This window comes from Stenotrophomonas sp. S49 (assembly GCF_016624905.1).
Lineage (GTDB): Bacteria > Pseudomonadota > Gammaproteobacteria > Xanthomonadales > Xanthomonadaceae > Stenotrophomonas.
Map to the genome: position 1 here is coordinate 1 of NZ_JACVUD010000100.1, position 15,160 is coordinate 15,160.

The following is a 15,160-nucleotide window of genomic DNA, read 5'->3' on the forward strand; positions in this document are numbered from 1 at the left end:
CCGGGGGGCGCGGCGCCCCCCCCCGGCCCCCCCCGCCCCCCGCCCCCCCCCCCCCACGGAGGCGGTGTGCAGCGGCGTGCCCTGGGCCTGGGCGTCGGCCTGCAGGGTATCCAGGCCGGCCTGGCCACGCGCGCAGACCGATACCTGGGCACCAGCGCCGGCAAACGCCAGCGCCAGTTCACGGCCGATGCCCTTGCTGCCGCCGGCGATCAGTACCCGGCGGCCGCTGAGGTCGAGGGTCGGAGCCCGTGCGGGGATCCGACCCTGGGCAGGGGTCAGATCCCCGGAGGGGCTCTGACCCGCAGGCATGGCCAACTCGCTTGCCATTACAGATCGAACTTGATGCCCTGGGCCAGCGGCAGCGAGTCGGAGTAGTTGATGGTGTTGGTCTGGCGGCGCATGTAGACCTTCCACGCATCCGAACCGGATTCGCGGCCACCGCCGGTGTCCTTTTCGCCACCGAAGGCGCCGCCGATTTCCGCACCGGACGTGCCGATGTTGATGTTGGCGATGCCGCAGTCGCTGCCAGCGGCCGACAGGAACTTCTCGGCGGTCCTCAGGTTGGCGGTGAAGATGGACGAGGACAGGCCCTGCGGCACGCCGTTCTGCATGTCGATTGCTTCATCGATGTTGTCGTACGGCATGACATACAGGATGGGCGCGAAGGTTTCGTGCTGCACCACGGCGTCGCTGTTCTTCAGGCCCGACACGATGGCCGGCAGCACGAAGTTGCCGGCGCGGTCGATGCGGGTGCCACCGGTTTCGATGGTGCCGCCGGCGGCCTTGGCCTGGGCGATGGCATCCAGGAACTGCTGCACGGCGCCTTCGCTGTTCAGCGGGCCCATCAGGTTGGCGGCATCGGTCGGGTCGCCGATCTTGCCTTCCACCTGCTTGTAGGCCTTCACCAGCGTGGCCAGCACATCGGCGTAGATCGAGCGGTGCACGATCAGGCGGCGGGTGGTGGTGCAGCGCTGGCCGGCGGTACCGACCGCACCGAACACGATGCCCGGCACGGCCAGCTTCAGATCGGCGGTTTCGTCCAGGATGATGGCGTTGTTGCCGCCCAGTTCCAGCAGGCAGCGGCCGAGGCGGCGGGCCACCTTTTCATTCACGGTGCGGCCGACCTGGGTGGAGCCGGTGAAGCTGATCAGCGGCACGCGGCGGTCGTCCACCAGGGTTTCGGACAGGGCTGTGCCGGCGTCGTTGACCAGGAAGAAGATGTCCGGGAAGCCGGCTTCGCGCAGCGCTTCGTTGCAGATGCGCATGGAGGCGATGGCGGTCAGCGGGGTCTTGTTGGACGGCTTCCAGATGCAGATATCACCGCAGATGGCGGCCAGGAAGGCATTCCAGCTCCACACCGCCACCGGGAAGTTGAAGGCCGAGATGATGCCGACCAGGCCCAGCGGGTGGTACTGCTCGTACATGCGGTGGCCGGGGCGCTCGGAATGCATGGTGTAGCCGTACAGCATGCGGCTCTGGCCCACGGCGAAATCGGCGATGTCGATCATTTCCTGCACTTCGCCGTCGCCTTCGGGCTTGCTCTTGCCCATTTCCAGCGCGACCAGCGAACCCAGCGCGTCCTTGTGCTTGCGCAGCGCTTCGCCGCACAGGCGCACGGCCTCGCCACGGCGCGGGGCCGGTGTGGTGCGCCAGACCTTGAAGGCTTCCTGCGCACGGGCGATGACGATTTCGTACTCGGATTCGGTGGTGGCGCGCACCTGCGCGATGGCCTCACCGGTGGTCGGGTTGACCGGGGTGATCAGCTCACCGCCATTGGCGTTGGACCATTCCCCGTTGCCCAGGTAGGTGCCGGCGTTGATCGCGTCCAGGCCAAGGGATTTGAGCAGCTCGGAAGACATGCAGACTCCTGTATTTCGTTACGTTGTAGGCGCCGCCGCGGGCAGGTGGGGGATGCAGCGGACTGAACCGCCGATGGTAGCAGAGCCGCCCGGATGCCCATGGTGCGGCGCGCCAGCGGGCTGGGCGTTGGGGGATGGGAAGCATGAATGCTTGGAGGGCAGGGGGCTTGCCTGTAAACTTGGCGGCTGCATGGCCCCGTAGCTCAGCTGGATAGAGCGTCCCCCTCCTAAGGGGAAGGTCGCCCGTTCGAATCGGGCCGGGGTCACCAGATTCGAAGCGCCTTGAGCTGGCATATGTACATTCTGCGTTCCTCGCGCGCCGACGATGGCGCAGCCTTGGTGGATCTGTGGCGTCGCTCGGTTGACGCGACCCACGGCTTTCTCCGACCTGAGGACCGGCAGGCGATTGATGACGAGGTCGCCGCTTTCCTGCCGCAAGCGCCGATGACGGTGGCGGTTGATCAGAATGATCGGCCGTACGGCTTCATGCTGATCGACGGTTCGCATATGGAAGCGTTGTTCATCGACCCTGACGTCCGTGGCACTGGCATTGGACGACAGCTGTTGCTGCATGGATTGTCTGCGCACAAGCACCTGACGACCGATGTAAACGAGCAGAACGCGCAGGCCGTTGGGTTCTACCTGCGGATGGGGTTCATCGAGACCGGCCGTTCAGCGTGTGACTCGCAAGGCCGTCCGTATCCCTTGATCCACCTGCGTCACAACGGGTAGTCCAGCAGAAAGCCCGGGCACCCGCCTCGTTGCGCAATGGCCTCGGACTAGTCGCCCGAACCGGCGGCATCCAGTTCCTGTTGGACAGTGTCATTGCGGATGCTGTCGATGGCGCGCTGCTGGCTCTCCAGCAAGGTTTCACATCGCTCCAGCTCAGATCGCACCAGATCGATTTTCCCATGTTCGGCCATGGCCGCGGCTCTGATGGCCGCGCCCTCCCGTAAAGGCGCAACCAGGGGTAACCACGTCTTGTAGCGGGTAGGCTTGGTCGCGGTGAGAGCATATGCTTGGCCATGCAGCCACAACGCCGCAGTCTGTGCGCCATTTGCCAGGCTCTTGAACTGCTCGGCGGACGCGGGTCGCCCGGCGTCCCGCTCGTGCGTGGACAGGAAATCCCACCAGCCAGCGCAGTTGGCATAGATTCTGGCTGATTCAACCGCTTCCGCAGCAGCCACAGCAATCTCTTTCTGGGGAACGTCGGCGCTAGTCGGCGGAGCAGCGTCCTGGCCGAGCATCAACAGCAATCCAAGCAGATTCATGCCGCTCACGAATGTACCCTCAGGGGACAGCTGAGCCTGAAAGCTATATGACTCGGTGCGGCCGTTCAATCCTACCCATTCTGAAGCACCCAACCCGTCTCCACGCCCACTGCACACGGCGTCCAGCACGCTGAGGTCATCCCTTCCACGCAAGGATTTCCGCCATGAATACCCCCGGTACGCCCAAGCCCACCTGGAGACAGCGCCACGGCCTGTGGCTGGTGCTGGTCGTGGTGCTGATCATTTTCGGCGTCACCCTGTTCCTGCGCTGGTAACCGCCCAGCCCCACGGAGGCGCCCGTGCAGTTGCCCACCCTGCTTGTCACCCTGGCCGGTGAGCTGATCCTGGTGCCGGTCACCCTGTTGCCGATCATCAATCCGCTCAGCACGGCGTCGGTCTTCGTTTCCACGGTGGGCAACCGCCGCGCCATGGCCAAGAAGCTGGCGCGGCAGATCGCGGTGAACAGTTTCGTGGTGATCGTGCTGGCAATGCTCGTCGGCACCTATGTGCTGTCGTTGTTCGGCATTTCCCTGCCGGTGGTGCGTATCGGTGGCGGCTTGCTGGTGGCCGCCGCCGGCTGGCGCATGCTCGGCGCGCGTACTGACGACCCGCCCAGCCCGGCGCAGGAGCAGGCCGAGGCGATTGCCGATGCGCAACTGGAAGGCAAGAGTTTCTTCCCGCTTACGTTTCCGTTGACCACCGGGCCGGGAACCATTGCCGCGTGCATCACTCTGGGTACACACGTTGAATCGGTTACGCCGCTGCACCTGCTGTCGGGTGTGATTGTGGCGGTGGGCGGGGCGCTGCTGGTGGTGGCGGTGATCTATCTGATCCTGCGCAATTCGATCTTTCTGGTTACGCGGCTGGGCCCGACCGGTGCGGTGGTGATGCAGCAGCTGGTGGCGTTCGTGCTGCTGTGCATTGGCATACAGCTGATGTGGACGGGGTGGGTGGACCTCAATCACGAGACGTTCGCCGGCGCGGCGTAGCGTCGAGCTCGCTCGACGGAGGTCGCCCGGACCGTCGGCCGCACCCCGAAGCGACGCGAGGCGCTTTTGTAGCGTCGAGCTTGCTCGACGGATAGTTGCAGGAGCAGTCGAGCAAGCTCGACTCTACGAAAGGCAAGGGCAGGAGCAGTCGAGCAAGCTCGACTCTACCGAAGCGGGTTCAGTGGTGTTGGATCGTACGCCGGTACCGGGGCGTTGCGGGATCAGTGCTGCTGCAGCAGTTCCACCAGCTGGCGCAGGCGGTAGGGCTTGGGCAGGAACTCGACCTGGTCCGGCAGGGGCGGCAGCTGCGAGCGGGCGTAGCCGGAGGACAGGATCATGCGCGCGTGCGGCTGGTCGCGGGCCACGTGTTCGCTCAGTTCGATGCCCGACATGCCGTTGGGCATGCTGATATCGCTGAACACCACGTCGAAACGGGTGCCGCTCTGCAGCAGCGCCACCGCTTCGTGACCGTCGGCGGTGGTTTCCACGTCGATGCCGAAATCGCGCAGGGCCAGGCCGATCATCTCGCGCAGATCGGTCTGGTCCTCCACCATCAATACGCGGATCGGGTCATCGGTCATGGGTGGAGTCCTCTAATGCAGGAAGCAGCAGGCTGACCGTCGTGCCAACACCGGGGGTGGTGGCCACGTCGACGAAACCGCCGCTCTGGGTGGTGAAACCGAACACCTGGCTCAGGCCCAGGCCGCTGCCTTTGCCAATGTCCTTGGTGGTGAAAAAGGGCTCGCTGGCGCGCTCGGCGATGTCCGGCGCCATGCCACGGCCCTCGTCGTGGACACGCAGGGTAACGTATGCGCGCTCCACGTGCCCGTCGGCATCGGGATCCAGACGCCGTTCCAGTGCGGTGGCCACCCGCACCCGGCCCCCGGGCGGGGTGGCTTCGGCGGCGTTGGCCACCAGGTTGGCCAGCGCGGTTTCCAGCTGCGCCCGGTCCAGGCACAGCGGCGGCAGGTCCAGGGTCATGGACGTGTCCAGGCCGATGCCGGGCGGGCAGCTGCGCCGCAGGGCGTCCAACTGACCGCCGATCAAGGCATTGATGTCCACCCGGTCGCGTACCAGGGTCTGCCCGGAACTGAACGCCAGCAGCTGGCGGGTCAGCAGGGCGCCACGGTCGGTGGCCGCCTGGGCGCTGGCCAGCAGCTCCTGCGCGCGCGGGTCCTGGCCAACGCGCAGCGAGACCAGGTCGATGGCGTTGCCGATGGTGGTCAGCAGGTTGTTGAATTCATGCGACAGGCCGCGGCTGAGCCGGCCCACGGTCTCGAACTGCTGGGTCTGGCGCAGCGCGCGCTGGGCATCGCGCAGCAGGCGCTGGGCCTGCCAGCTTTCGGTGATGTCGCGGGTGATCTTGACGAAGCCCAGCAGCTGGCCTTGTTCGACCACCGGTTCGATCACGATGCTGGCGCGGAACGAAGAACCGTCCTTGCGCAGCCGCCAGCCCTCGCTGGCATGGTGCCCCTCGCGTGCGGCCAGCTGCAGCAGGCGCTGCGGTTCACCGGCGTCGCGATCCTGGTCCAGGTAGAAGCGGCCGAAATGCGTGCCGACCACTTCCTCGGCCAGGAACCCCTTGATGCGCTGCGCGCCCGGGTTCCAGCTGCAGATGATGCCGTCGGGATCGAGCAGGTACAGCGCATGGTCATGCACGCTGTCAATCAGCAATCGCAATTGTCGTGAGGGATCCGTCAGTGCGGAATCCGTGAATGCGGCAGCGACCACGTCAATAGAAAAAGCCCCTGTAAGGGCGCAGACCCTAGGCAGCGCAGCGTGAAGGATATGTGCAGGCGCGGCGTGTGCCATTCGTCGTATGCGGCTGAATGCGACACAGGGTATCCTCATCACCCTTTTGCCGACTGGAAACCACCTGCATGCGTCCTGGTGCAACCACGCGTGACCGCTGGGTCTGGACGGCTTCAGCCGTGCTGCTTGCGGCAACCGCCGCCATGGAACTGGTGGTGCCGCTGGGCTACGCGGTCTGGCTGGCCTACTTCATGGCCGTGGGCGTGACGGTGTTCCAGCGCAGTGCGCGGGTGCCGTTCATGGTGGCGGTGATCGCCTGCGGGCTGCTGGCCATCGGCTACAACGTGGCGCCGGCCAGCAGCAACTCGGCATTCTCGTTCGTGAACCGCAGCATTGGCGGCGTGGCCTTCCTGATGATCGCGCTGATCGTGTCGCGCGCCATCGAGGCCCGGCGCCAGGCCATGCGCGCGCTGTGGTTGCAGGAAGCAGAGAACGCCGTGGCCCTGAGCCTGCGCGGCGACCTGGGCCCGGAACAGATTGCCGAGGCCGCCATGTCCAGTCTGGCCGTGCAGCTGCAGGCCCAGGTGGGCGCGCTGTACCGCCTGGAAGGCGGCCGCCTGCAGTTGACCGGCGGTGTGGCCCTGCCCACCGGCATTGCCAGTGCCGTGGGGCTGCAGGAAGGTCTGCTCGGCCAGGTGGCCCGCGATGGCCGGGTGCTGCATCTCAGTGGTGGCGACGCGCAGGCGCTGGAGTTGCAGTCCAGCCTGGGCCGCATTGCCGTGCGCGAGCGCATTCTGGCGCCGATCAGCAGCGATGGCAGCCTGGTGGGCGTGATCGAACTGGGGCGCGCCAGCCCGGGCCAGCAGGCCGCGCTGGACACCGAACTGCTGCAGCGCTGTGGCGAAACCATCGGCATGGCCCTGCGCGCCTCGTTGCTGCGCGCGCAGCTGGTGGTGCTGCTGGAGGAATCGCAGCGCCAGGGCGAGGAACTGCAGGCGCAGCAGGAAGAACTGCGCGTGGCCAACGAAGAGCTGGAAGAGCAGAGCCGCAGCCTGATGCAGTCGCAGGGCCACCTGGAGCAGCAGCAGGCCGAGCTGGAACAGAGCAACGTGCAGCTGGAAGAGCGCACCCACGAGCTGGAAGCGCAGAAGCAGGCGTTGCTGGTCGCCCAGGGGCAGCTGGTGCGCAACAGCAACGAGCTGGCCGCCACTTCGCGCTACAAGTCCGAATTCCTGGCCAACATGTCACACGAGCTGCGCACGCCGCTGAACAGCTCGCTGATCCTGGCCAAGCTGCTGGCCGACAACAAGGACGGCACGCTGACCGACGAGCAGGTGAAGTACGCGCGCGCCATCCTGTCGTCCAACAACGATCTGCTGGCGCTGATCAACGACATCCTGGATCTGTCGCGCATCGAAGCCGGCCATGTGGAACTGGCCGACGAAGTGGTGGTGGTGGACAGTGTGCTGCAGCGCCTGCGCGAAACCTTTGAACCGATGGCGCGGCAGAAGGGCCTGGCGCTGCAGATCGAAGCCGACGCGCTGGCACCGACCCAGCTGGTGGCCGACAGCCAGCGCCTGCAGCAGATCCTGAAGAACCTGCTGGCCAATGCGCTGAAGTTCACCGAACACGGCAAGGTCAGCCTGCACGTGCGCGCCGGCGGCAATGGCCGGGTGCGCTTCGAAGTGGCCGACAGTGGCATCGGCATCGCCCGCGACCAGCTGCAGGCCATCTTCGAGGCCTTCCGCCAGGCCGATGGCAGCACCCGCCGCCGCTACGGTGGCACCGGCCTGGGCCTGTCGATCTCGCGCGACCTGGCCGAACGCATGGGCGGCGATATCCAGGTGGACAGCGAACCGGGGCGCGGCAGCTGCTTCATCCTGGAGCTGCCGCTGCAGGGCGCCCCCGCGGTGGCCGAATCGGTACCGCACGCGCCGGCTGAAGTTGCGCCCATTGCTGCAGCGCCGGCTGCGGTGCATGCGCCCGCGCCGCAGCTGGGGGTTGCCCATGGCGCTGCCGGGCCGGTGCGCACCGTGGCCGATGATCGTGGCCAGCGTCGCCATGGCGGCCGCCTGATCCTGGCCGTGGAAGACGATGCCACCTTCGCCGAAGCGCTGGTGGTGCTGGCCCATGAACTGGACTTCGACTGCGTGGTGGCCACCACGGCCGAAGAAGCGCTGGCACTGGCCGTCGAGCTGCGTCCCAATGGCATCCTGCTGGACATCGGCCTGCCCGATGTATCCGGCCTGAGCGTGCTGGAACGACTGAAGCGCAACCCCGATACCCGCCATATTCCGGTGCACGTGGTGTCGGCGATGGATCGCAGCCAGGTGGCGCGCGAGCTGGGCGCGATCGGGTTTGCGATCAAGCCGACCACCCGCGAACGCCTGGTGGCCGCCATCGAGCAGCTGGAACAGACCAGCCAGCGCGATGTGCGCCGCCTGCTGATCGTGGAAGACGACAGCGACCTGCGCCACAACCTGGAACTGCTGCTCGGCCGCGACCAGCTGCAGATTGTTGCCGTGGGCACCCAGGCCGAGGCGCTGCAGCAGCTGAGCACGGTGACCTTCGATTGCATGGTGATGGATCTGGCTCTGCCTGACGGCAGTGGCTATGACCTGCTGGAACACATGGCCGGCAACGATGACGTCGGCTTCCCGCCGGTGATCGTCTACACCGGCCGCGCGCTCAGCCGCGAGGACGAGCAGCGCCTGCGCCGCTATTCCAAGAGCATCATCATCAAGGGTGCGCGTTCGCCCGAGCGCCTGCTGGATGAAGTGACCCTGTTCCTGCACAGCGTGGAAGCCAGCCTGCCCAGCGACCAGCAGCGCCTGCTGCGCGAGGCACGCCGCCGTGACACCGTGCTGGACGGGCGCACCGTGCTGCTGGCCGAAGACGATGTGCGCAACATCTTCGCCCTGTCCAGCGTGCTGGAACCGCTGGGTGTGAGCCTGGAAATCGCCCGCAACGGCCAGGAAGCGGTGGACCGCCTGGCCCAGCGCGAGGTCGATCTGGTGCTGATGGACATCATGATGCCGGAGAAGGATGGCCTGACCGCCATGCGCGAGATCCGCGCGCAGCGGCACCTGCAGGACCTGCCGATCATCGCGCTGACCGCCAAGGCCATGCCCGATGACCGCGAGCGCTGCCTGCAGGCTGGTGCGAATGATTACATCGCCAAGCCCATCGACGTGGACAAGCTGGTGTCGCTGTGCCGCGTGTGGTGCTCGCGGCAATGAACGAACAGGCGCTGTTCGACCTGGAACTGAAGGTGCTGCTGGAGGCGCTGTACCAGCGCTACCACTATGATTTCCGCAGCTACGCCATTTCCTCGCTGCGCCGCCGGGTGCGCCAGGCCATGCAACGCTATGAGTGCGAGCGCCTGGTGGACCTGCAGCACCGCCTGCTGCACGAGCCGGAGCTGTTCGCCCAGGCCATGCAGTTCTTCACCGTGCAGGTCTCGGAAATGTTCCGTGACCCGGCCTATTTCCGCGAACTGCGCGAGCAGGTGGTGCCGGTGCTGCGCACCTGGCCGTCGGTGAAGCTGTGGGTGGCCGGCTGCAGCACGGGCGAGGAGGTATGGTCGCTGGCGATCATGCTGCACGAGGAAGGCCTGCTCGATCGCAGCATCGTCTACGCCACCGACATCAACCCGGAGGCACTGGCCACTGCCGAGGCCGGTGCCTATGGCATCGACCGCCTGGCGCAGTTCAGCCGCAATTACCTGGCCGCCGGTGGCACCGGTTCACTGTCTGATTACTACGCCACCGCTTACGATGGCGCGGTGTTTGATCGCCAGCTGCGCCGCAACGTGGTGTTTGCCGACCACAGCCTGGCTACCGACACCGTGTTTTCGGAAGTACACCTGGTGTCCTGCCGCAACGTGCTGATCTATTTCAACCGCGATCTGCAGGACCGTGCGGTCGGCCTGTTCCGCGAGGCGCTGGTACACCGGGGCTTCCTGGGCCTGGGCAGCAAGGAATCGCTGCAGTTTGGCATTCACCATGGCGCGTTCGAAGTCTGCTCGCGCGAACACCGCCTGTACCGGAAGGTGGCCTGATGGCCGAGCCGCGTCCGGCGCTGGTGGTGGTGGGCGCTTCGGCGGGGGGCGTGGCGGCGTTGCAGCAGCTGCTGGGCGCGCTGCCGGCCAGCCTGCCGGTGCCGGTGCTGGTGGTGCTGCATCTGCCGCGTGACCGCAGCAGCCGCATTGCCGAAGTGCTGGCGCCGTACTGCGTGGTGGCCCTGCGCGAGGCCGAGGACAAGCAGCCGCTGCAGCCGGGCACGGTGACCTTCGCACCGCCGGATTACCACCTGCTGGTGGAAGACACCCAGGCGGTGGCGCTGTCGATGGATGAGCCGGTGCTGTTTTCGCGGCCGGCCATCGATCCGCTGTTCGAATCCGCCGCGGCGGTGTTCGGTGAGGGTGTGCTGGCGGTACTGCTGACCGGGGCCAGCAGTGATGGCAGCGAAGGCGTGGCCGCGGTGCGCAGCGCCGGTGGCCGCGCCTGGCTGCAATGCCCCGAGGAGGCCGAAGCATCGATGATGCCGGCCTCCGCCCTGCAGCACGCCGGCGCTGACGCCGTGCTGTCCCTTGAAACATTGTGTTGTCGCCTGAAGGAAGTTTTCGCATGAACCTGCTGCCGCCCGAGCCTGCCCCGACGCAGTCGCCGGTCAACCTGCTGATCGTCGATGACGTGCCGCAGAACCTGGTGGCCATGCAGGCGCTGCTGCGCCGCGACGGGGTGAACCTGTTGCTGGCCGGCTCCGGCGCCCAGGCGCTGGAACTGCTGCTGGAGCACGAAGTGGCGCTGGCGCTGCTGGACGTGCACATGCCCGAGATCGACGGGTTCACCCTGGCCGAACTGATGCGCGGTTCGCAGCGCAGCCGCGATGTGCCGATCATCTTCCTGACCGCATCGCCCGACGACCCGGTGCGCGCGTTCAAGGGCTACGAAAGCGGCGCGGTGGATTTCCTGCACAAGCCGGTGGCGCCGCAGGTGATCCTGAGCAAGGTGAGCGTGTTCATCGAGCTCTACCAGCAACGCCAGTTGTTGAAGGCCCGCAACGAGGCGCTGGAGCGGGCGCTGAAACTCAACGAGACCATGGCGGCCGTGTTGACCCACGACCTGCGTACGCCGTTGTCGGCCATCCTGCTGTGCGCGGACAAGCTGAGCCTGGAGCTGCCGGCTGACAACGCTTCAGCGCAGCAGACGCTGAAGCACCTGGAGGCCAGTACGGTGCGCATGGCGCGCATGGTGGAACAGCTGCTGGACTTCTCGCGCATCCGCACCGGCGGCCTGCGCATGGATGCCGCCGCCTGTGACCTGGCCGAGGTGACCCGTGCCGTGTTGGCCGAGGCCGGCAGCGCGCATGGCAGCGCCCGGCTGCAGTTCGAACAGGAGGGCGACAGCGGCCTGCAGGGCGACCTGGATCGGCTGGGCCAGATCGCGGCGAACCTGGTCGGCAACGCTTTGACCCATGGTGGTGATTCGGCGGTGCAGGTGCAGGTCGATGGCCGCGACGCACATACGGTCACCCTGCGTGTGCGCAATGCGGGCCAGATCGATGCGGCGCTGCTGCCGCGCCTGTTCGAGCCGTTCAAGGCCAGCTTCCATCCCAGCAAGGGCCTGGGGTTGGGCTTGTACATCGCCGATCAGTTCGTGCGCGCGCATCACGGGCGGTTGACCGCACGCAACGAGGCGGGCCAGGTGGTGTTCGAAGCGATCCTGCCGCGTCGCGTGGATGGTCGTGCCATCGCCGTTTCCTGAATTCTTCAGCAAGTCCCGGCGGCGATTGAGACGCATCCGTCCGCAACTGCTACGGTGGGTGTCTCTCTGGTCAAGGACGCCCCATGCCACTGTGCGCCATCGCCTATGTCAGCCAGGCAAAGGCAGATCTTCCGGTTGAACGCATGCACGCGCTGGTGGAGGACGCGGCACGTTTCAACAAGATGGCGGGGGTCACCGGCGTGCTGCTCAACGATGGCCAGCGCTTCCTGCAGTACATCGAGGGCCCGCCCGATGGCATCGATTCGGTGTACGAACGCATCCTGCGCGCGGGCAGTCACCACGATCTGATGGAGCTTGCGCGCGGGCATCTGGGCCAGCGGCAGTTCCCCTATTGGTCGATGCGCGTGCTGCCGGTGGAGGCCTCCCTGCTGCGGCAGCTGGCCGCCGGTGATTGGTCCGGTTTCGCGCGCACGCTGGCTGGGGATGCCGGCGGCCCGACCGCGATCGATCTGCTGGCGCAGATCGTGCAGCCGGCGCTGTAGCGCGCCCGCCGCGCAGGGGTTTCACCCGAAGGTCACAAGCGCCGCGCTTTCATCGGGTGATCCCCGGGGAATGGAGCACGGCATGGCGCGCATGAAGTGGCAGGGCAGGGCGATGCTGGCAATGGCGCTGGCAGCGGCGGTTTCACCGGCACTGGCGTGTACGCGCGCGGTGTACCTGGGGGATAACGGTGATGTGATCACTGCCCGCTCCATGGACTGGAAGGTGGATGTGGCCACCAACCTGTACGTGCTGCCACGGGGCATTGAACGCAACGGCCAGGCCGGGCCGAAGTCGATTGCCTGGAAGGCGCGCTACGGCAGCGTGGTGGCGACCGGCTACGACGTGTCCACCACCGATGGCATGAACGAGAAGGGCCTGGTGGCCAACCTGCTGTGGCTGGTCGAATCGGAATACCCCAAGAGCCGCAGCAACAAGCCGGGCCTGGCCATTTCGCTGTGGGCGCAGTACGTGCTGGACAATTTCGCCACGGTGCAGGAGGCGGTGGCCGCGCTGGAACGCGAGCCGTATTCCATCGTGACCGACAAGGTGCCCGGCGAAGACCGCCAGGCCACGCTGCACCTGTCCCTGTCCGATGCCAGCGGTGACAGCGCCATTGTCGAGTACATCGGCGGCCGCCAGGTGATCCATCACGACCGTCGCTACCAGGTGATGACCAACTCGCCCATCTTCGATGAGCAGTTGGCCCTGAACGCTTACTGGAAGCAGATCGGCGGCACGGTGATGCTGCCCGGAACCAACCGATCGGCCGACCGCTTCGCGCGTGCCTCGTTCTACATCAATGCCATTCCCAAGGCCGAAGACCCGGTGGTGGCACTGGCCAGTGTGTTCAGCGTGATCCGCAATGCATCGGTGCCCTACGGCATCACCACGCCGGGCGAGCCCAATATTTCGTCGACCCGCTGGCGCACGGTGGCCGACCACAAGCGGCGCCTGTATTTCTTCGAATCGGCGCTCACGCCCAATACGTTCTGGGTGGACCTGAACAAGATCGACTTCGCTGGGCCGGTGCTGAAGCTGGACCTGGGCCCGGACCAGCGCAACACCTTCGCCGGTGATGCGCTGTCCCATTTCCAGCCCAGCAAGCCGTTCGCGTTCCTGGGCACCGACGGCTAGGGCGCGGCGGGGCCTTTGCTGTCGCTCGGGTAGACGGCCAGGATGTCGCAGCCCGGGCGCGCAAAGCGAGGGCCATAGGAGCGGGCATCGTTCTCGATGCCCGACGGCTGCATGACAATGCGATCGCGCGGATTGCCGCAGATCAGCCCGTTCTGGAACCCGGACTGGAAGTCGACCTCGGTGGCGCCGGCCAGGATCGAGCAGCTGCTGGCCAGTTCAACCGTGTAGTAGCGGTGGCCGCCATTGCGGCGCGGGTTGGTTTCCACCACCACGCCTTCGGGGGTTTCACTCCAGCCACGCACGTGGCGGGTGGCAAAACACACGGCCGATGAGGTCTGGAAGGTGTGCCGGCCGCGATCATCGGTGCGGCGTGCCGTGCCTTTGGCTTCCACCGTGACCGTAGGCAGGGTATCGGCGAACTGGCGACTGCTTTCGCGTGCGGCGAGGGCGAAGGTACGGTTGTCGATGGGCCTGACCGCGCTCACCGCGCAACGGCGGCCATCGACGACCACCTGTTCGCCTGGGGTGCCGCAGGCCCAGCCCTGTGGCGCTTCCAGGCGCAGGGCTTCGGCCTGGTTCACGCCGGGGCAGGCGCTGCTGAAGTCGATGTGGAAGGCGCGGTCGCGGCCATCGCGCACCGCGATGGACCCGGCGGCATCCTGTTCGACCTGCTGCACGCTGCGTGCATCCACGCAGTGCGGCGCGGGCGGCGTGCGTGCGTCCTCTGCGCGCAGGGAAGACAGCGGCTGGCTGGCCAGAAGCAGCGCCAGGGCGATCGGCAGCAGACGTTCCTTCATCGTGCGATCCCGGTGGAGGTGGATGGCGCCGACCATAGCATGGGCTGATGTCAGTATTGCCGCCGCCCGGCGGCACGCGCACACTGCGCCGATGGGCGCGATCTTCCACCTGCGGCACTACGGCCAGGCCACCGGCCTGGACCGGCATGACTACGCGCAGTGGGTGCTGCCGCTGCAGGGCGAACTGCAGTTCGAGATGGAAGGCCACGGCGGACGACTGGATCTGCTGCAGGGCGCCTTCGTGGCCGCTGGCGAGGCGCATGACCAGATGGCGCAGGGGCCGAACGGTTTCGTGATCGTCGATTGCGGCCCGGGCGTGCTGGACGATGCCACCCAGGAGCACCTGTGCCGGCAACGCTGGCTGCACCTGCCGCAGCGCCTGCGCCAGCGCCTTGCCCACGTGCAGGCGGGGCAGGCGGTGCCGGAACTGCTGCCGGACCTGCTGCACGCGTTCGCCCCGGCCGGCAGTGGCGCGCGGCTGCAGGGCCTGTGCGCGGCGGTGCAGCGCGAACCGGGCCAGCACTGGCCGGTGGCGCGCATGGCGGGGTTTGTCGGGGTGAGTGAAAGCCGCCTGCATGCGCTGTTCCTGGGTGAATTCGGGGTCAGCCCGCAGGCCTGGCTGAGTGCCAACCGGTTGCGCTGGGCCAAGCACCAGCTGTTGACCAGTACCGCGCCGATCAGCCAGATCGCGCTGGCGGCGGGTTATTCGGAACAGAGCGCGCTGACCCGTGCCCTGCGCCGGGAAACCGGGATGACCCCGGCAGCGTGGCGGCGTGGTGAGGTGCCTTGACACCAGCGGCGTGGCCTTGCGGCGAAATGCCCTGACACGGGGGGCGAACGGCTTTGCGGCGAAATGCCACGACACGGGCGGCATGGTCCTGTGGCGAAACGCCATGACACGGGCGGCGTGGCCTTCCGGCGAAACGCCATGACACGAGCGGCATGGTCCTGCGGCGAAATGCCCTGACACGGGCGGCGAATGGCTTTAGTAGCGTCGAGCTTGCTCGACGGCTCTTGCCGGAACGCCGTCGAGCAAGCTCGCCGCTACGAAGAGCAGGGCAACAGCCGTCGAGCAAGCTCGACGCT

General features: G+C 66.8%; 15 protein-coding genes and 1 tRNA gene. 10 read left to right on the forward strand and 6 right to left on the reverse strand.

The window, feature by feature from the left end:
* The coding region (locus tag IAE58_RS17160; protein WP_200734986.1) for an SDR family NAD(P)-dependent oxidoreductase at positions 1-327 on the reverse strand (327 nt) is incomplete at its 3' end.
* Positions 327-1,859: an aldehyde dehydrogenase family protein gene (locus IAE58_RS17165; protein ID WP_199934013.1), complete on the reverse strand. Its 1,533-nt coding sequence runs from the start codon at positions 1,857-1,859 to the stop codon at positions 327-329. The genes IAE58_RS17160 and IAE58_RS17165, both read right to left, overlap by 1 nt.
* 192 nt (positions 1,860-2,051) lie before the next feature.
* Here IAE58_RS17165 and IAE58_RS17170 point away from each other — a divergent pair.
* Positions 2,052-2,128 (forward strand) — tRNA-Arg (locus IAE58_RS17170).
* Between the two features lie 25 nt (positions 2,129-2,153).
* Positions 2,154-2,591, forward strand: coding sequence for an acetyltransferase (locus IAE58_RS17175; RefSeq protein ID WP_199934014.1), 438 nt, complete (start codon positions 2,154-2,156; stop codon positions 2,589-2,591).
* Between the two features lie 47 nt (positions 2,592-2,638).
* Here IAE58_RS17175 and IAE58_RS17180 read toward each other — a convergent pair whose 3' ends face one another.
* Complete coding sequence (locus tag IAE58_RS17180; RefSeq protein WP_199934015.1) at positions 2,639-3,199, reverse strand: hypothetical protein; 561 nt, start codon at positions 3,197-3,199, stop codon at positions 2,639-2,641.
* Between the two features lie 230 nt (positions 3,200-3,429).
* Between IAE58_RS17180 and IAE58_RS17185 the strand changes: the two genes are divergently transcribed.
* Complete coding sequence (locus tag IAE58_RS17185) at positions 3,430-4,119, forward strand: MarC family protein (protein WP_199934016.1); 690 nt, start codon at positions 3,430-3,432, stop codon at positions 4,117-4,119.
* Between the two features lie 221 nt (positions 4,120-4,340).
* Here IAE58_RS17185 and IAE58_RS17190 read toward each other — a convergent pair whose 3' ends face one another.
* Both IAE58_RS17190 and IAE58_RS17195 read right to left on the reverse strand, forming a co-directional pair.
* The gene (locus tag IAE58_RS17190) at positions 4,341-4,700 is read right to left on the reverse strand and encodes a response regulator (RefSeq protein WP_108749445.1); all 360 of its coding nucleotides are present in this window, start codon (positions 4,698-4,700) and stop codon (positions 4,341-4,343) included.
* Entirely contained in the window at positions 4,690-5,850 is a 1,161-nt protein-coding gene (locus tag IAE58_RS17195) for an ATP-binding protein (RefSeq protein ID WP_325166867.1), read from the reverse strand. Before IAE58_RS17195 ends, IAE58_RS17190 begins: the two co-directional genes overlap by 11 nt.
* A gap of 149 nt (positions 5,851-5,999) precedes the next feature.
* Here IAE58_RS17195 and IAE58_RS17200 point away from each other — a divergent pair, with 149 nt between their 5' ends.
* The 6 genes from IAE58_RS17200 to IAE58_RS17225 all read left to right on the forward strand — a co-directional run bounded on the left by IAE58_RS17200 (position 6,000) and on the right by IAE58_RS17225 (position 13,277).
* Positions 6,000-9,110: a response regulator gene (locus IAE58_RS17200; protein WP_199934018.1), complete on the forward strand. Its 3,111-nt coding sequence runs from the start codon at positions 6,000-6,002 to the stop codon at positions 9,108-9,110.
* Complete coding sequence (locus IAE58_RS17205; protein ID WP_199934019.1) at positions 9,107-9,931, forward strand: CheR family methyltransferase; 825 nt, start codon at positions 9,107-9,109, stop codon at positions 9,929-9,931. Before IAE58_RS17200 ends, IAE58_RS17205 begins: the two co-directional genes overlap by 4 nt.
* Positions 9,931-10,503, forward strand: coding sequence for a chemotaxis protein CheB (locus IAE58_RS17210; protein WP_199934020.1), 573 nt, complete (start codon positions 9,931-9,933; stop codon positions 10,501-10,503). The genes IAE58_RS17205 and IAE58_RS17210 overlap by 1 nt, the downstream gene beginning before the upstream one ends.
* A complete protein-coding gene (locus tag IAE58_RS17215; protein ID WP_199934021.1) occupies positions 10,500-11,639 on the forward strand; it encodes a hybrid sensor histidine kinase/response regulator in 1,140 nt (379 codons plus the stop codon). The genes IAE58_RS17210 and IAE58_RS17215 overlap by 4 nt, the downstream gene beginning before the upstream one ends.
* A gap of 83 nt (positions 11,640-11,722) precedes the next feature.
* Positions 11,723-12,142 carry a BLUF domain-containing protein gene (locus IAE58_RS17220; protein WP_199934022.1) on the forward strand — a complete coding sequence of 140 codons (420 nt, stop codon included), beginning with the start codon at positions 11,723-11,725 and terminating at the stop codon, positions 12,140-12,142.
* An 82-nt stretch (positions 12,143-12,224) separates the two neighbouring features.
* Positions 12,225-13,277 carry a linear amide C-N hydrolase gene (locus IAE58_RS17225; RefSeq protein ID WP_108757708.1) on the forward strand — a complete coding sequence of 351 codons (1,053 nt, stop codon included), beginning with the start codon at positions 12,225-12,227 and terminating at the stop codon, positions 13,275-13,277.
* Here IAE58_RS17225 and IAE58_RS17230 read toward each other — a convergent pair.
* Entirely contained in the window at positions 13,274-14,074 is an 801-nt protein-coding gene (locus IAE58_RS17230) for a DUF6491 family protein (RefSeq protein WP_199934023.1), read from the reverse strand. The genes IAE58_RS17225 and IAE58_RS17230 overlap by 4 nt on opposite strands.
* A gap of 91 nt (positions 14,075-14,165) precedes the next feature.
* On the opposite strand from IAE58_RS17230, the gene IAE58_RS17235 reads away from it, so the two are divergent.
* On the forward strand, positions 14,166-14,864 hold the full coding sequence (locus IAE58_RS17235; protein WP_108752937.1) for an AraC family transcriptional regulator: 699 nt from the start codon (positions 14,166-14,168) through the stop codon (positions 14,862-14,864).
* The last annotated feature ends 296 nt before the right edge of the window (positions 14,865-15,160 follow it).